The sequence below is a fragment of the Tessaracoccus yangjingae genome, assembly GCF_054483935.1.
The window spans coordinates 1,789,459-1,801,889 of sequence record NZ_CM137014.1 but is presented as its reverse complement, the minus strand read 5'-3'; the positions used below and the strand labels follow the sequence as shown (position 1 = coordinate 1,801,889).

Here is a 12,431-nt window from a genome sequence, read left to right as displayed (position 1 = left end):
CGCATGCGGGACCCGCTACACGTACCAACGACGCACGTCGCGCTACTGCTCGCCCGCCTGCCGCAAGGCCGCGTACCTGGCGCAGGAACGCTAAGAAGTTGGAGAGTCGTACACACCGCGGGAGCAGGCCGGCGCCGTCTTGCGTGGCTCACCCACTAGAAAACCACCCGGGGAGAGAGATTGAATGAAGACGGATCGGTCCCGGTGTTCACCTGGTCAAGAAACCGCACCCGTCCGAGGTGGAGGCCCCTGTTTTCTGGGGGTGCATCATCACCACGGCGGGGTGGATATTCAATCTCTCTCCCCAGGGTCAGAACCCCTCACCACCACCGCCACGCGCCCGTCCTGGCGCCCCGTGGCTCATCACCGCTGACGAGCACGCACCCACGACCGAGGCCCGCAGAACGGTACACAGCGCCGCCGGTTGCCAGCTAGGTCCGTCATCCGGGTACGCCCCTAATGTGCCATGCGCCAGCCGCACCCCCTGGACACACGGAACGGGCCGACCCCGAAGGATCGACCCGCCCAGAGTGGCCGAAAGTTAGTGTTCCATCCCCGGCGCCGCCAACGACATGAGCGGCACGTCGAGAGCATCCGCCACGGCCGCCAACTCGTCGAGCTTGTAGGGCCGCCACCCCGACCACAACGCCGCCGCCCGGGTTCTGGCGCACCCCAGGAACAGCCGTAGGTGCCCCTCGTCGAGCCCGTCCGCGTCCATCACCCGCCGGACCTCAGCCGCGACGCGCTCCGCGTAGCCCACCCCGTTGAGCTGGCCCCGTGACTCGATGAGCAGGCGCACCCCCTCAGCGATCCGGGCCCGCTCGTCGTCGGTCAACCACGACGGTAGGCGGACCTCGAGCACCCGCTCATCGGCCCGGACCTCGACCCCGGCGCTCATCGCGCCACCGCCTGGCACTCGGCACGGAACGCCGCCTGAGCTGCAACCGCCTTGTCGACCGCGAGCAGCAGCAGTTCAAGCCGGACACGCTCCGCGCTCTCGAACGGCAGCAGCTCGACGGCAGCACCGAGCTCGGCACGCCGTTCCATCGCCAGTAGGGACACGACGTCTTGCCAGTTCCGCAGGTGTTCCAGCGAGCCCACCGGCGCGGACTCCGGCGTGGTGGTGATGATGCTCATCGGGACACCTCCGCCGCGAGTTGGTGCTCCGCCGCCTCGATGAGGCCGACGAGATCGACCTCGACCGAGCGCGCCGCCTCGATCAACTCGACGTAGGTAACCGTCAGCTCGAACTTCCTGCCGGTCAACGCCGACAGCTCATCGAGCACAAGCCTCAGCAGACGTTCGACGCCGACGGCCGACACGAGCGCCGACCCCATCGCACGACGGGGAGTAGCAACGAACAGCGGGTTCCCGCCGTCGTCGGGGTGATCGGCGCCCAGTGGCGAGCTGCCGAGGGAGTTGGTTGGTGTGGTGGACATGGCCGAGCCTTCCCGGCCGGTTCCGCCTATCGCACGCTTGTCGCACGAGTTCGGGAGACCGACCCCGAAAGGAGGTTCACACCCTAGTCAAAGCCACATTGGACCGGTACCGAAGAAGGGACTTGAACCCTCACGCCCGAAGGCACAGGAACCTAAATCCTGCGTGTCTGCCAATTCCACCACTTCGGCTCGCCCCGAGGGGCGCGCCTCAGTCTAGGCGACCCCGTGGCGCGGTGCCCAGTGGGAACCGCGCCGCCACCACGTAGCGCGCCCCCGGGAGGGACTCGACCAGGCACAACTCCTCGGCCCGCCAGCGCCAGCCGGGGAACGAGTCGAGGATGTCCAGCCAGCGCACCGCGGGCAGCCCCCGGTTGTGGCGGGCCAGGGTGAGGTGGGCGACGAAGCGGGCGCCGTCCGCGACCACCCCCGCCCGGCTCGCGGCGGCCCGGCAGGACGCGGACAGCGCGGACAGTTGGGCGCTCCCGGCGTCGACCGCCAGGGCGAGCACCCGGGCCTTCGCCGCATCTGGGAAGGCCAGGCCGCCCACGAGGTGCAGGTCGAACGGCGCAGCGTGCGCGGAGACCTCCGCGAGGTTCTCCTCGAGCCGCATCACCCGCGCATCCTCCACATCCCCCATGAAGGACGTCGTCACGTGCCACCCCTCGGGCCTGCTCCACCGCAGCGACGGGTCGGCGTCGCGGCGTGGTTCGAGCAGTGCGTCGATCTGCGCGACCACCGCGGCGGGCGGCAGAACGGCGGTGAACATGCGCGCTCCCATGGAGACCAGCCTACGGGAGCGCCGGTGGGTAGCCTGCTGGCATGGGCAGACTCCGCAGCTGGTTGTCAGACGTTCCTCAGCGGTTCTGGTTCATCCCCGCGCTGTTCATCACCGCGGCGATCGCGGCGTCGCAACTGCTGGTGTGGGCCGATCGCGCGGACCTCCCCCTCCCGGGTGTGGTGGAGGCCTTCCTGTTCGACACCGGCGTCGACGGGGCGCGCGCCCTCCTCACCGCCGTGGCGTCTTTCCTGGGCGTCGCGGGCACCGCGTTCTCCATCACCATCTCGGTGATCAGCACCACCTCGACCACCTACGGGCCGCGCCTGGTGCGCAACTTCATGCGCGACCGCAACAACCAGATCGTCCTGGGCGTACTGGTGGCCACGTTCGTCTACACGCTGATGGTGCTGCGCACCATCCGCTCCGCGAGCGACGACGGCTCCGCCTTCGTGCCCCACATCGCCGTCAACGGCGCCATCGCCCTGGGCGTGGTGGACGTCTTCCTGTTCGTCTGGTTCATCCACCACATCGCGGGATCCGTGCAGGTCGACACCCTCGTCAAGGGTGCCCGCGACGACTTCCGCCGCGCGGTCCTCGACAACTGGCTGGACCCCGACGACCCGCACGTCGACCGCTTCGATCCGCCGGCCGAGGGCGGCGCCGTCGTGACCCTGGGCCGCGCGGGCTACCTCACCAGAATCGACCTCCGCGCCCTGGCCGAGGACATGACCCAGACCGCCACCTCCGTGCGGTTGCTCAAGCGGGTCGGGGACCAGGTGATGGAGGACGAGCCGCTAGCCCTGGTGTGGCCCGCCGAGGCGCTCGAGGTGGCGCGGCCCCGGGTCCGCGACCATGTGCACGTGGGGCCCTCCAGGACCACAGAGCAGGACGTGCGGTTCGCCCAGCAGCAGGTGGTGGAGCTCGCGGTCCGGGCGCTGTCACCCGGCACCAACGACCCGTACACGGCCGTCAACGCGGTCGAGGAGGTGGCCGCGGGCGTGCTGACCGCCATAGCACGGCCCGACACGGGCACCATCCTGGTCGACGACGACGGGGCCCCACGACTGTATCTCCGCCCCGTGACGGCCGCGGAGATCGTCGACATGCCCTTCGAGCACCTCCGTCCCTACGCGCTGAACGCCCGCATCGTGCTGGAGTCGTTGGTGGACCTCGCCGCCAGGATCCGGGTGGCGGCGGTGGACCCGGAGCTGGCCGCGCGGGCAGACCGACACGTCGACCTACTCGTGGAGGAGGCCGAGGGCCACCTCACCACGCCCGATCTGGCGGCGCTGAGGCGCTACGTGGCCACGAGCCGGGCCGAGTCTCCCGCCCAGCCCCCCGCGCAGCCCTGAGCCGTCACCCGTCGTCGTCGACGACGGCGCGCACCAGCGGGTCGATGCCCGCGGGGCTGAGGGCCGGGTCGTCGACGGAGAGGGTCCTGATCGGCCCCGGACCGGTGGCGCGGGTTTCGAAGCGCACCGTGACCCTCCCCAGACCCGCGCCCCACACCCAGCCGCGGCCATGCTCGTCGTGGACGACGTCCGCGCCCGGGTGGAAGCCGCGGCCGCGCACCCCGCTCAGGCCCACGTCCTCCCCCGCGCTCACCTCCGTGACCGTCGAGGCCGCCTCCTCGTCGCCGAAGAGCCGTTCCTGTGCCGAGGTGGCGAAGTTGCTCACCCCGATGCCCAGCAGCCGCACGCCGGCCCGCACGTCCACCTCGCCGAGCAGCTCCAGGCCCGCGGTGGTGATGACGTCGACGGCATCGGTGGCGCCGCCGAGGCTCCGGGCCACGCTGCGGGTGGTGAAGTCCGGGAACCGCACCTTGACGGTGACGGTGCGCGCGAAGTAGCCGGCGCGGTTGAGCCGGGCGGCGACGGCGGCGGCGTCGCGGCGGAGGATCGCCTCCAGCTGGGCGCGGTCCGTGAGGTCGGTGGCGAAGGTGTCCTCCGTCGAGATGGACTTCGGGTCCCGCTGGGGCTGCACCGCGCGGGTGTCGCGGCCCCAGGCGAGCGCGGCCAGCCCCTCTCCGGCGGCCTGACCCAGCTCCCGGATCAGCTCGGCGCCGTCGGCGGCGCGCAGGTCCACGACGGTCCGCACGCCGATGGCGGACAGCCGCTGCTCGGTCGCCGGCCCCACCCCCGGGATGGCCCGCACCGGCAGCTGCGCCAGGAAGTCGAGCTCCTCGTCGGGGTCCATGATGCGTGCGCCGTCCGGCTTGGCCGCCTCCGAAGCGAGCTTGGCCAGGAACTTCGAGGAGCCCACCCCCACCGACGCCGTCAGCCCCTCGGTGCGGGCGGTGAGCTCGGCCCGCAGCGCGGCCACGCGCTCCGGCAGCTCCCCGTCGGCCCACCCCGACGGCCCGAGGTCCACGAACGCCTCGTCGAGGCTCAACGGCTCCACCAGCGGCGACACCTCACGCAGCAGCGCCATCACGATCCGCGACGACTCCCGGTACGCCTCGAACCGGCCGCCGAGGAAGGCCGCGTTCGGCGCCCGGCGGCGCGCCTCGGCCCCGGACATCGCGGAGCGCACCCCGAACCGCCTCGCCTCGTAGGACGCGGTGGCCACCACGCCCCTGGGCCCAGCCCCGCCCACGACGACGGCCTTGCCGCGCAGGCTGGGCTTGTCGCGCTGCTCGACGGCGGCGAAGAAGGCGTCCAGGTCGAGGTGGAGGATGCGGCGCGCCATCGCCCCGTCAGCCGGCGGCCGGCGTGGGCCGGTACTGCGTGAAGTCGAAGCCCTGCCTCACCTCGCGGGAGACCTCGGTCCACTCCCGCGGGGAGATGACGGGGAAGCGTGCGCCGCCGTCGGGCTCCTGATGGACGTGGGTGATGTCCAGCTCGGTGAGGTACGGCCACGCGGCCTCGTAGATCTGGGAGCCTCCGCCGACGAAGCACACGCGCTCGGGGGTCTGGGCGGCCAGGTCGAGGGCCTCGGTGATGGAGTGCGCCACCTCCACGCCCTCGTCCGTCCAGTCAGGGTCGCGCGTGACGACGATGATCCGACGGTTGGGCAGCAGACCGATCTGCTCGTGCGTGCGCCGCCCGAAGATGACCGTGTTGCCGGTGGTGACTCCCTTGAACCGGCGGAAGTCCTCGGGGATGTGCCAGAGCATGTCCTCGCCCGAGCCGATCACCCAGTTGTCGGCCACGGCCGCGATCGCCACGATCCTCATCGCTGTCCCACCGGCTGCATCTCAACCACATTCCCCGCCGGGTCCACCAGAACCCAGCCGTCGCTCGTCGAGTCGGTGGCCGTGACCCGCGCCCGCGGCTCGCCGGCGACCGACCACTCCAACCGGACCTCCTTGATCGCGCCGGTGAGGTTGGCGCCCGCCTGGTCCAGGCCCGTCTGCACCAGCGTGTCCATCAGGTCGAGTTCCACCAACTCCGCAGGAGCCGACTGGCTCGAGGCCGTCACCTCGACCGCGTCGAAGCCCAGGCGGGAGAACTGGGACGCCTCGCCCGGCGAACGGGCCTGCATGGCCACCCCTCGGATCTCGTCGACGGTGATGGTCAGCGCGCTCACCGAGTCCAGGCTCTGCTCCCGCAGGATGGCGGAGGTCTCCGCCCATCCCTCGAAGAAGATCGGCTCGGCGTCCACCACCACACCCACCCACTCCGGCTCGGGCACCCCCAGGAAACCGGAGTCGGAGTCCATCATGGTCGGCCCACTGAAGCTGATGACGCCCAGCGCCACCAGTCCCACGGCGGCGGCACCCACGCCGAGCAGGGTCCGGCGGCCTACACCGCCCGGTGGCGAGCCGTCGTACACCGCCGGCAGGGGCTGGAAGGCCGCCGGCGGCGCGGGCTGCGGCCGGAAGGCCGCCGGCGGCGCCTGCACAGGCACGATGTTGGGCTGCGGCAGGCCCGCGAACTGGGCCATGGCGTCGCGGTGGGTGACCGCCGCCAGCACCGCGTTGCTGCGCACCTCGAACTCCGCCTCGTCGAGCCGCCCATCCGCATACGCGGCCGACAGCAGGTCGAGGTACCGGTCCCGCTCCTGGAAGGACGGCCGCAGTTCGCTCATGACGGACAGGGTAGCCGCCTACACGGCGATGGGCGCCTTGATGGCCGGGTGGGGGTCGTAGCCCAGCAGCTCGATGTCGGCCAGCGTGAACGCGTCCAGCTCGGTGACCGCCGGATTGAGCCGCAGGTGGGGCAGCGGCCGCGGCTCCCTGGTGAGCTGCTCGGCCACCTGGTCCACGTGGTTGGCGTAGATGTGCGCGTCGCCCAGGGTGTGGACGAACTCGCCCACCCGCAGGCCGGTGACCTGCGCGACGAGGTGCGTGAGGAGCGCATAGGAGGCGATGTTGAACGGCACGCCCAGGAACACGTCCGCCGAGCGCTGGTACAGCTGGCAGCTGAGGCGGGCCGGCCCGCCGTCGTCCGCCGGCGCCACATAGAACTGGAACAGCGCGTGACACGGCGGCAGCGCCATCTCGTCCACGTCCGCCACGTTCCAGGCCGAGACGATGTGGCGCCGCGAGTCCGGCCTGGTCCGGATGGACTCGACGACCGCGGCCAGCTGGTCGATGTGGCGGCCGTCCGGCGTGGGCCAGCTCCGCCACTGGTACCCGTAGACCGGGCCGAGGTTGCCGTCGGCGTCGGCCCACTCGTCCCAGATGGTGATGTTGTTCTCGTGCAGCCACGCCACGTTGGTGTCGCCGCGAAGGAACCACAGCAGCTCCCCGAAGACGGAGCGCGTGTGCACCCGCTTCGTGGTGAGCAGCGGGAATCCGGCCGAGAGGTCGAAGCGCATCTGGTAGCCGAACACCGAGCGGGTGCCGGTTCCGGTGCGGTCCGCCTTGTCGACTCCCGTGTCGGTGATGTGTCTCAGCAGGTCCAGGTACTGCTTCATGCCGCGCCCTCCCGTGCCAGCTGCTTGAGGTAGCCCACGAAGCCGCGCACCGCGTTGCCGCGGTGGCTGATCGAGTCCTTCTCCTCGGCGGTCAGTTCCGCCGACGACACGGCCAGGCCCGCGGGGATGAACAGCGGGTCGTAGCCGAAGCCGTGGTCCCCCTCGGGCGCCTCCGCGATCCTCCCGGGCATCGTCCCGTGCCACACCCTGCGTTCGCCGGTTGGCGAGACCATGGCCAGCGCGCACACGAACCGCGCCGTGCGCCGCTCGGCGGGCACGCCGTCGAGCTGGGCCAGGAGGAGCTGGTTGTTGTCCTCGTCGTCGCAGGCAGGGCCGGCCCAGCGCGCCGAGCGCACCCCGGGCATGCCGTTGAGCTCGTCCACCTCGAGGCCCGAATCGTCGGCCACCGCCACCAGGCCGGTCTCGCGGGCGGCGGCGGAGGCCTTGAGGAACGCGTTGCCCTCGAACGTGCGCTCGGTCTCCGCCGGCTCCGGGTAGTGGGCCACCTCGCCCAGGCCCAGCACCTCCACCCCCACGCCCTCGGCGGCGAGGATGCGGCGCAGCTCGGCGAGCTTCTTCGGATTGTTGGTGGCCAGCACCAGCTTCTCCGGCAGCCTCACGCGAGGGCCTCGCGCTGCAGGCGGGTGAGCTCCGCGCAGCCGACGGTGCCGAGGTCGAGCAGGGCGCCGAGCTCGTCGCGGGAGAAGGGCGTGCCCTCGGCGGTGCCCTGCACCTCGATGAAGGCCCCGGACCCGGTCATCACGATGTTCATGTCCGTGCCCGCGGCGGAGTCCTCCTCGTAGTTGAGGTCCAGCAGGGCCACCCCGTCGGCATTGAAGCCCACGGACACGGCCGCCACGGAGTCCGTGAGCGGCTCGCCCTTCAGCGCGCCCAGCCCGCGCAGGTGCGCCACGGCGTCCGCCAGGGCCACGTACGCCCCGGTGATGGCGGCGGTGCGGGTGCCCCCGTCGGCCTGCAGCACGTCGCAGTCCAGCACGATGGTGTTCTCCCCCAGCGCCTTGTAGTCCACGACGGCGCGGAGCGAGCGGCCGATGAGGCGGGAGATCTCATGGGTGCGGCCGCCGAGGCGGCCCTTGACGGACTCCCGGTCCGAGCGCGTGTGCGTGGCGCGGGGCAGCATGGCGTACTCGGCCGTGACCCAGCCCAGGCCCGAGCCCTTGCGCCAGCGGGGAACCCCGACGGTGACGGAGGCCGCGACCAGCACGCGGGTGCGGCCGAACTCCACCAGCACGGATCCCTCGGCGTGATCCAGCCAGCTGCGGGTGATGCGCACCTGGCGCAGGGCATCGGGGGCGCGGCCATCGCCACGGCTGAACGTCATGACGTCTAACCTACCGGGGCGGCGGCGGGGCGCGAATCCGTCCCGATCTCGACATGCTCCACGTGGGTCACGAACCCACCCAGCAGCCTCCGGCCGATGCCCTGGAAGTCCGACGCGTCCCCCGTGGTGAAGAAGCGCCGCGTGGCCTCCCGGGGCTGGTGGCGCAGCAGGCCGGCCTGGGTGAGCTGCGAGTAGGTGGACTGCGCGCACGCCTCCGCCGACGACACCAGGGTCACGCCGTTGCCCAGCACATAGCTGATTACGCCGCTCAGCAGCGGGTAGTGCGTGCAGCCGAGGATCAGCGTGTCCGCCTGCGCCTTGGCGACGGGGGCCAGGTAGTCGCGGGCCACGTCCAGCAGCTCGTCGCCTCCGGTGATGCCGGCCTCGACGAACTCGACGAAGAGCGGGCAGGCCTGTGCCGTCAGGGTGATGTGGGGGGCGATGGCGAACGCGTCGTCGTAGGAGCGGGAGTTCACCGTCGACTCCGTGGCCACCACCGCGACCCGGCCGTTGCGGGTGGCCGCGACGGCGCGGCTCGCCGCGGGCAGCACCACCTCGGTGATGGGCACGTCGTAGCGCTCGCGGGCGTCGCGCAGCACCGCCGACGACGCGGAGTTGCACGCGATGACCAGGGCCTTCACGCCCTGGGCGACGAGGAAGTCCAGCCCCTCGAGGGCGAAGGCCCGCACCTCGGCGATCGAGCGGGGGCCGTAGGGCGCCCGGGCGGTGTCGCCGAGGTAGAGGAAGTCCTCGTTGGGCAGCTGTTCGACGAGCGAGCGCAGCACCGTGAGCCCGCCGAAGCCGGAGTCGAACACGCCGATGGGCCGCTCGATCAGGTCCCTAGTCATCGGCGGGCTCGAAGTCCAGCGGGTCGAGGCTGGCGCCCAGCCGCAGGCACGTGTCGCGCGATTCCATCAGGTCCTCCAGGAGGTAGCCCAGCCACTCGATGAGGTCGTGGAGGCCCGAGTCGACGTCGGTGGCCTCGGGCTGGGCGAGGCGTTCCGGGCCGGCGAGCTCGGTGTACCAGAAGAGCCGCAGCGCCCCCAGGACCTTCGCCCAGTCGTCGACCCTGCCCAGCGGCACGGGCACGTACCCGTCCCAGCCGTCGAGGTCTTCGACGACGCCGCGCGCCGCGGCCACACGGGCCCTCGCCTGGCTGTGGATGGAGTCCCGCCAGAAGTCGTCCGCGTCCTTCGCCACCGGCATCGCGGGCGGGAACAGCCTGACCAGGCGGGGATTGCCGAGCATGCGGTTGGTGGGATCGTCGGCGAGGTCGGCGACGATCTGCTCGAAGGCGTCGTCGCTCTCCGCGGGCAGGAGCTCGCCCACCTGGGAGGCGTACAGCTCGATCATGTTGCGCAGGCCGTCGCCTCGGCCGTCGCGGCCGTCGAAGGCCCAGACGATGTCCTCAGGCTCCAACATCGTCATGACTGCTCCATCGAGGCCCACAGGTTGTAGCCCTGCATGGCCAGCACGTCGCGCTCCATCGCCTCGCGGTTGCCGGTGGAGACCACCGCCTTGCCCTCGTGGTGCACCTTCAGCATCAACTCCTCGGCCTTCTCGAGCGGGTACTTGAAGTACTCCTGGAACACGTAGGTGACGTAGCTCATGAGGTTGACCGGGTCGTCCCAGACGATGGTGACCCACTGGCCCACGGTCAGGGCCTCCTCCGCGGGCGCCTCGAGAATCTCGACTCCGCCATCGCCTGCACTGCTCATGGCCCCAGGATAGGGTGCGGTCCATGACCACCGCGCTGCTCACAGACCACTACGAGCTCACCATGGTGCAGGCCGCGATGAACGCGGGCACGGCCAACCGGCGCAGCCTCTTCGACCTCTTCACGAGGCGTCTCCCGGAGGGTCGCCGCTACGGGGTGGCGGCGGGGCTGGGGCGCGCGGTGGAGGCCATCGAGCGGTTCCGCTTCGACGAGGCCGAACTGAGCTGGCTGCTCGAGCGCCGGATCATCCAGGACAACCTGGCCGAGTGGCTGGCGGACTACCGGTTCAACGGCGACATCTGGGGCTATCCCGAAGGAGAGGTGTACTTCCCCGGCTCCCCCGTGCTGTCGGTGGAGGGGACGTTCGCCGAGGCCTGCCTGCTGGAGACGGTCCTGCTGGCCATCTACAACCACGACTCGGCCATCGCGGCGGCCGCCTCCCGCATGACCTCGATGGCTGGCGACCGGCCGTGCGCCGAGATGGGGTCGCGGCGCACGCAGGAGTGGTCCGCAGTCGCCGCCGCGCGGGCCGCGTACGTGGCGGGCTTCGCCTCCACCTCCAACCTCGAGGCCGGCCGCAGCTACGGCGTGCCCACCATCGGCACCGCCGCCCACTCCTTCACCCTGCTGCACGACACGGAGGAGGACGCCTTCCGCGCGCAGCTCGCCACCCTGGGGGACTCGACGACGCTGCTGGTGGACACCTACGACATCGCCGAGGCGATCCGGCTGGGCGTCGAGCTCACCGAGGGTCGCCTCGGCGCGATCCGGCTCGACTCGGGGGACCTGGCCATCGTGGCCCGGCAGGCGCGCGACCTCCTCGACGACCTGGGCGCAACACACACCCGGATCATGGTCACCTCGGACCTCGACGAGTGGCAGATCGCCGCGCTGCAGGGCGCCCCCGTCGACGGGTACGGCGTGGGCACCGCGCTGGTCACCGGCTCCGGGCATCCCACCTGCGGCTTCGTCTACAAGCTGGTGGCCCGCGCGGACTCGGACGCGCCGGACGCCCACATGACGCCGGTGGCGAAGAAGTCCAAGGGCAAGAACACGCTCGGCGGCCGCAAGTTCGCGATGCGCCGCCGCGGCGCCGACGGCAGGGCCGAGACCGAGGTCATCGGGCTGGGCACGCCTCCGGCCAACGACGGCAACGACCGGGACCTGCTCGTCCCCGTGATCGTGCGGGGCCAGGTGGTCTACAGCGCCACGCTCGAGGACGCGCGCCGCAGGCACGCGGCGTCGCTCGCCGAGCTCCCCGTGGGTGCGCTGCGGATCTCGAAGGGCGAGCCCGCGCTGGAGACCCTGATCCTCGACGAGACCGGCGACGAGACCACCAACCCGTACCAGGCGGCCCCGGTGGTGCACAACATCTGACGCGACGGCGTCGCCCGTTCCGTGCGAGTGGCACTCGCGCGGCTAGCGGCCGCCGTCCCCGTCGCTGTCGTAGAGCTCGGACGCCAGCTGCGCGAGTGCCCCGACGGCCGCGGGCGGGGCGTCGCGCCACCACGCCAACAGGACTGTGACGGGCGGGGCGTCGCGGAGTGGCCGGTACGCGATGCCGGGTCGTGGGTGTTGCCAGGTAGTGGCTTCGGTGGTGATCCCGAGCGCCTGTCCGGCAGCTATCAGCGTGAGCCACTCGTCCACGGTGTGGGTGTCTCGGGTGGCCGCCGGTGCTGCCCCGGGTGGCCAGAGATCTCCGGTGGTGGTTCCGGTGCGGGCGTCGACGGCGATCGTGGCACCGGTGAAGTCACGCAGGCGCAGGGAGCGGTGGTGTGCCAGCGGATGGTCGACGGGCAGCGCGGCGAAGCGGGCCTCGACACCGACCGGCCTGGTGGCGAAGCGGGGGTCCTGAAGTGGGCGGCGTGTGACCGCGATCTCGACCGTGCCTTCCAGCAGGCCGGCCGTGGTCGTGGTGGACTGGATGAAGACGAGGGCCGAGCCGGGGTGCGTGGCCGACCATCGGTGTTGCAGAGTGGTGGTGTGGCGACCCAGCGCTGACCACGCATATCCCACGCGTACCTCGGTGGGAGTCTCAACGGCGAGTCTGGTCAGGGCATCGATCTCCTCAAGCACGCGGCGGGCATGGGTGGCGACCCGGAGACCGGCCGGCGTGGGCACGGCGCCGCGGTTGGTCCGCTGGACCAGCCGGACACCGAGGAGGCCCTCCAGGGCTGCCACGGTGCGGGACACGGAAGCCTGGGAGGTTCCCAGGAGGATGGCCGCGTCGGTGAATGTGCCCTCGTCCACGACGCCGAGCAGCGCCCTCAGGTGACGCACCTCCACTGCCATACG

At 71.5% G+C, this 12,431-nt stretch carries 16 protein-coding genes and 1 tRNA gene; 2 read left to right on the top strand and 15 right to left on the bottom strand.

The genetic code is table 11. The features are described 5' to 3' along the window. Positions 1-541: 541 nt before the first annotated feature. From ACX1D3_RS07875 to thpR, 5 genes are all read right to left on the bottom strand, one after another. Positions 542-898, bottom strand: coding sequence for a hypothetical protein (locus tag ACX1D3_RS07875; RefSeq protein ID WP_458996426.1), 357 nt, complete (start codon positions 896-898; stop codon positions 542-544). Then, entirely contained in the window at positions 895-1,137 is a 243-nt protein-coding gene (locus ACX1D3_RS07870; RefSeq protein WP_458996425.1) for a hypothetical protein, read from the bottom strand. The genes ACX1D3_RS07875 and ACX1D3_RS07870 overlap by 4 nt, the downstream gene beginning before the upstream one ends. Continuing rightward, complete coding sequence (locus ACX1D3_RS07865) at positions 1,134-1,439, bottom strand: hypothetical protein (RefSeq protein WP_458996424.1); 306 nt, start codon at positions 1,437-1,439, stop codon at positions 1,134-1,136. Before ACX1D3_RS07865 ends, ACX1D3_RS07870 begins: the two co-directional genes overlap by 4 nt. A gap of 107 nt (positions 1,440-1,546) precedes the next feature. Further along, positions 1,547-1,628 (bottom strand) — tRNA-Leu (locus tag ACX1D3_RS07860). 19 nt (positions 1,629-1,647) lie between these two features. Beyond that, positions 1,648-2,217, bottom strand: coding sequence for an RNA 2',3'-cyclic phosphodiesterase (thpR, locus tag ACX1D3_RS07855; protein ID WP_458996423.1), 570 nt, complete (start codon positions 2,215-2,217; stop codon positions 1,648-1,650). A 41-nt stretch (positions 2,218-2,258) separates the two neighbouring features. Here thpR and ACX1D3_RS07850 point away from each other — a divergent pair, with 41 nt between their 5' ends. Continuing rightward, entirely contained in the window at positions 2,259-3,569 is a 1,311-nt protein-coding gene (locus tag ACX1D3_RS07850) for a DUF2254 domain-containing protein (protein ID WP_458996422.1), read from the top strand. A gap of 4 nt (positions 3,570-3,573) precedes the next feature. On the opposite strand, the gene ACX1D3_RS07845 is transcribed toward ACX1D3_RS07850, so the two are convergent. The 9 genes from ACX1D3_RS07845 to clpS are packed head-to-tail and all read right to left on the bottom strand — an operon-like array spanning position 3,574 to position 10,137. Continuing rightward, positions 3,574-4,905, bottom strand: a complete 1,332-nt coding sequence (locus ACX1D3_RS07845; protein ID WP_458996421.1) for a DNA polymerase IV — start codon at positions 4,903-4,905, stop codon at positions 3,574-3,576. Between the two features lie 7 nt (positions 4,906-4,912). Further along, a complete protein-coding gene (locus ACX1D3_RS07840) occupies positions 4,913-5,392 on the bottom strand; it encodes a dihydrofolate reductase (protein ID WP_458996420.1) in 480 nt (159 codons plus the stop codon). Next, positions 5,389-6,246, bottom strand: coding sequence for a DUF1707 SHOCT-like domain-containing protein (locus ACX1D3_RS07835; RefSeq protein WP_458996419.1), 858 nt, complete (start codon positions 6,244-6,246; stop codon positions 5,389-5,391). The genes ACX1D3_RS07840 and ACX1D3_RS07835 overlap by 4 nt, the downstream gene beginning before the upstream one ends. An 18-nt stretch (positions 6,247-6,264) precedes the next feature. Beyond that, positions 6,265-7,077, bottom strand: coding sequence for a thymidylate synthase (locus ACX1D3_RS07830; RefSeq protein WP_458996418.1), 813 nt, complete (start codon positions 7,075-7,077; stop codon positions 6,265-6,267). Next, entirely contained in the window at positions 7,074-7,691 is a 618-nt protein-coding gene (rdgB, locus tag ACX1D3_RS07825) for an RdgB/HAM1 family non-canonical purine NTP pyrophosphatase (RefSeq protein ID WP_458996503.1), read from the bottom strand. The genes ACX1D3_RS07830 and rdgB overlap by 4 nt, the downstream gene beginning before the upstream one ends. Positions 7,692-7,693: 2 nt before the next feature. Then, entirely contained in the window at positions 7,694-8,419 is a 726-nt protein-coding gene (rph, locus tag ACX1D3_RS07820; protein ID WP_458996417.1) for a ribonuclease PH, read from the bottom strand. Positions 8,420-8,424: 5 nt separating this feature from the next. Beyond that, on the bottom strand, positions 8,425-9,267 hold the full coding sequence (gene murI, locus ACX1D3_RS07815; protein ID WP_458996416.1) for a glutamate racemase: 843 nt from the start codon (positions 9,265-9,267) through the stop codon (positions 8,425-8,427). Further along, positions 9,260-9,847 (bottom strand): DUF2017 family protein, encoded by a 588-nt coding sequence (locus tag ACX1D3_RS07810; protein ID WP_458996415.1) that lies wholly within the window; start codon positions 9,845-9,847, stop codon positions 9,260-9,262. The genes murI and ACX1D3_RS07810 overlap by 8 nt, the downstream gene beginning before the upstream one ends. Next, positions 9,844-10,137 carry an ATP-dependent Clp protease adapter ClpS gene (gene clpS, locus ACX1D3_RS07805; protein WP_458996414.1) on the bottom strand — a complete coding sequence of 98 codons (294 nt, stop codon included), beginning with the start codon at positions 10,135-10,137 and terminating at the stop codon, positions 9,844-9,846. The genes ACX1D3_RS07810 and clpS overlap by 4 nt, the downstream gene beginning before the upstream one ends. Positions 10,138-10,160: 23 nt before the next feature. Here clpS and ACX1D3_RS07800 point away from each other — a divergent pair, with 23 nt between their 5' ends. Beyond that, positions 10,161-11,513 (top strand): nicotinate phosphoribosyltransferase, encoded by a 1,353-nt coding sequence (locus tag ACX1D3_RS07800; protein ID WP_458996413.1) that lies wholly within the window; start codon positions 10,161-10,163, stop codon positions 11,511-11,513. 42 nt (positions 11,514-11,555) lie between these two features. Here the strand turns inward: ACX1D3_RS07800 and ACX1D3_RS07795 are convergent, their stop codons facing one another. Beyond that, positions 11,556-12,428 carry a LysR family transcriptional regulator gene (locus ACX1D3_RS07795; RefSeq protein WP_458996412.1) on the bottom strand — a complete coding sequence of 291 codons (873 nt, stop codon included), beginning with the start codon at positions 12,426-12,428 and terminating at the stop codon, positions 11,556-11,558. Positions 12,429-12,431 lie beyond the last annotated feature (3 nt).

Excerpts from the sequence above, each read along its gene's own strand:
- thpR (WP_458996423.1), bottom strand. The coding sequence starts at position 2,217 with ATGGGAGCGCGCATGTTCACCGCCGTTCTGCCGCCCGCCGCGGTGGTC.
- ACX1D3_RS07865 (WP_458996424.1), bottom strand. The coding sequence starts at position 1,439 with ATGTCCACCACACCAACCAACTCCCTCGGCAGCTCGCCACTGGGCGCC.
- ACX1D3_RS07840 (WP_458996420.1), bottom strand. The coding sequence starts at position 5,392 with ATGAGGATCGTGGCGATCGCGGCCGTGGCCGACAACTGGGTGATCGGC.
- ACX1D3_RS07830 (WP_458996418.1), bottom strand. The coding sequence starts at position 7,077 with ATGAAGCAGTACCTGGACCTGCTGAGACACATCACCGACACGGGAGTC.
- ACX1D3_RS07850 (WP_458996422.1), top strand. The coding sequence starts at position 2,259 with ATGGGCAGACTCCGCAGCTGGTTGTCAGACGTTCCTCAGCGGTTCTGG.
- ACX1D3_RS07875 (WP_458996426.1), bottom strand. The coding sequence starts at position 898 with ATGAGCGCCGGGGTCGAGGTCCGGGCCGATGAGCGGGTGCTCGAGGTC.
- rph (WP_458996417.1), bottom strand. The coding sequence starts at position 8,419 with ATGACGTTCAGCCGTGGCGATGGCCGCGCCCCCGATGCCCTGCGCCAG.
- ACX1D3_RS07835 (WP_458996419.1), bottom strand. The coding sequence starts at position 6,246 with ATGAGCGAACTGCGGCCGTCCTTCCAGGAGCGGGACCGGTACCTCGAC.
- ACX1D3_RS07810 (WP_458996415.1), bottom strand. The coding sequence starts at position 9,847 with ATGACGATGTTGGAGCCTGAGGACATCGTCTGGGCCTTCGACGGCCGC.
- clpS (WP_458996414.1), bottom strand. The coding sequence starts at position 10,137 with ATGAGCAGTGCAGGCGATGGCGGAGTCGAGATTCTCGAGGCGCCCGCG.
- ACX1D3_RS07845 (WP_458996421.1), bottom strand. The coding sequence starts at position 4,905 with ATGGCGCGCCGCATCCTCCACCTCGACCTGGACGCCTTCTTCGCCGCC.
- ACX1D3_RS07870 (WP_458996425.1), bottom strand. The coding sequence starts at position 1,137 with ATGAGCATCATCACCACCACGCCGGAGTCCGCGCCGGTGGGCTCGCTG.
- murI (WP_458996416.1), bottom strand. The coding sequence starts at position 9,267 with ATGACTAGGGACCTGATCGAGCGGCCCATCGGCGTGTTCGACTCCGGC.
- ACX1D3_RS07795 (WP_458996412.1), bottom strand. The coding sequence starts at position 12,428 with ATGGCAGTGGAGGTGCGTCACCTGAGGGCGCTGCTCGGCGTCGTGGAC.
- ACX1D3_RS07800 (WP_458996413.1), top strand. The coding sequence starts at position 10,161 with ATGACCACCGCGCTGCTCACAGACCACTACGAGCTCACCATGGTGCAG.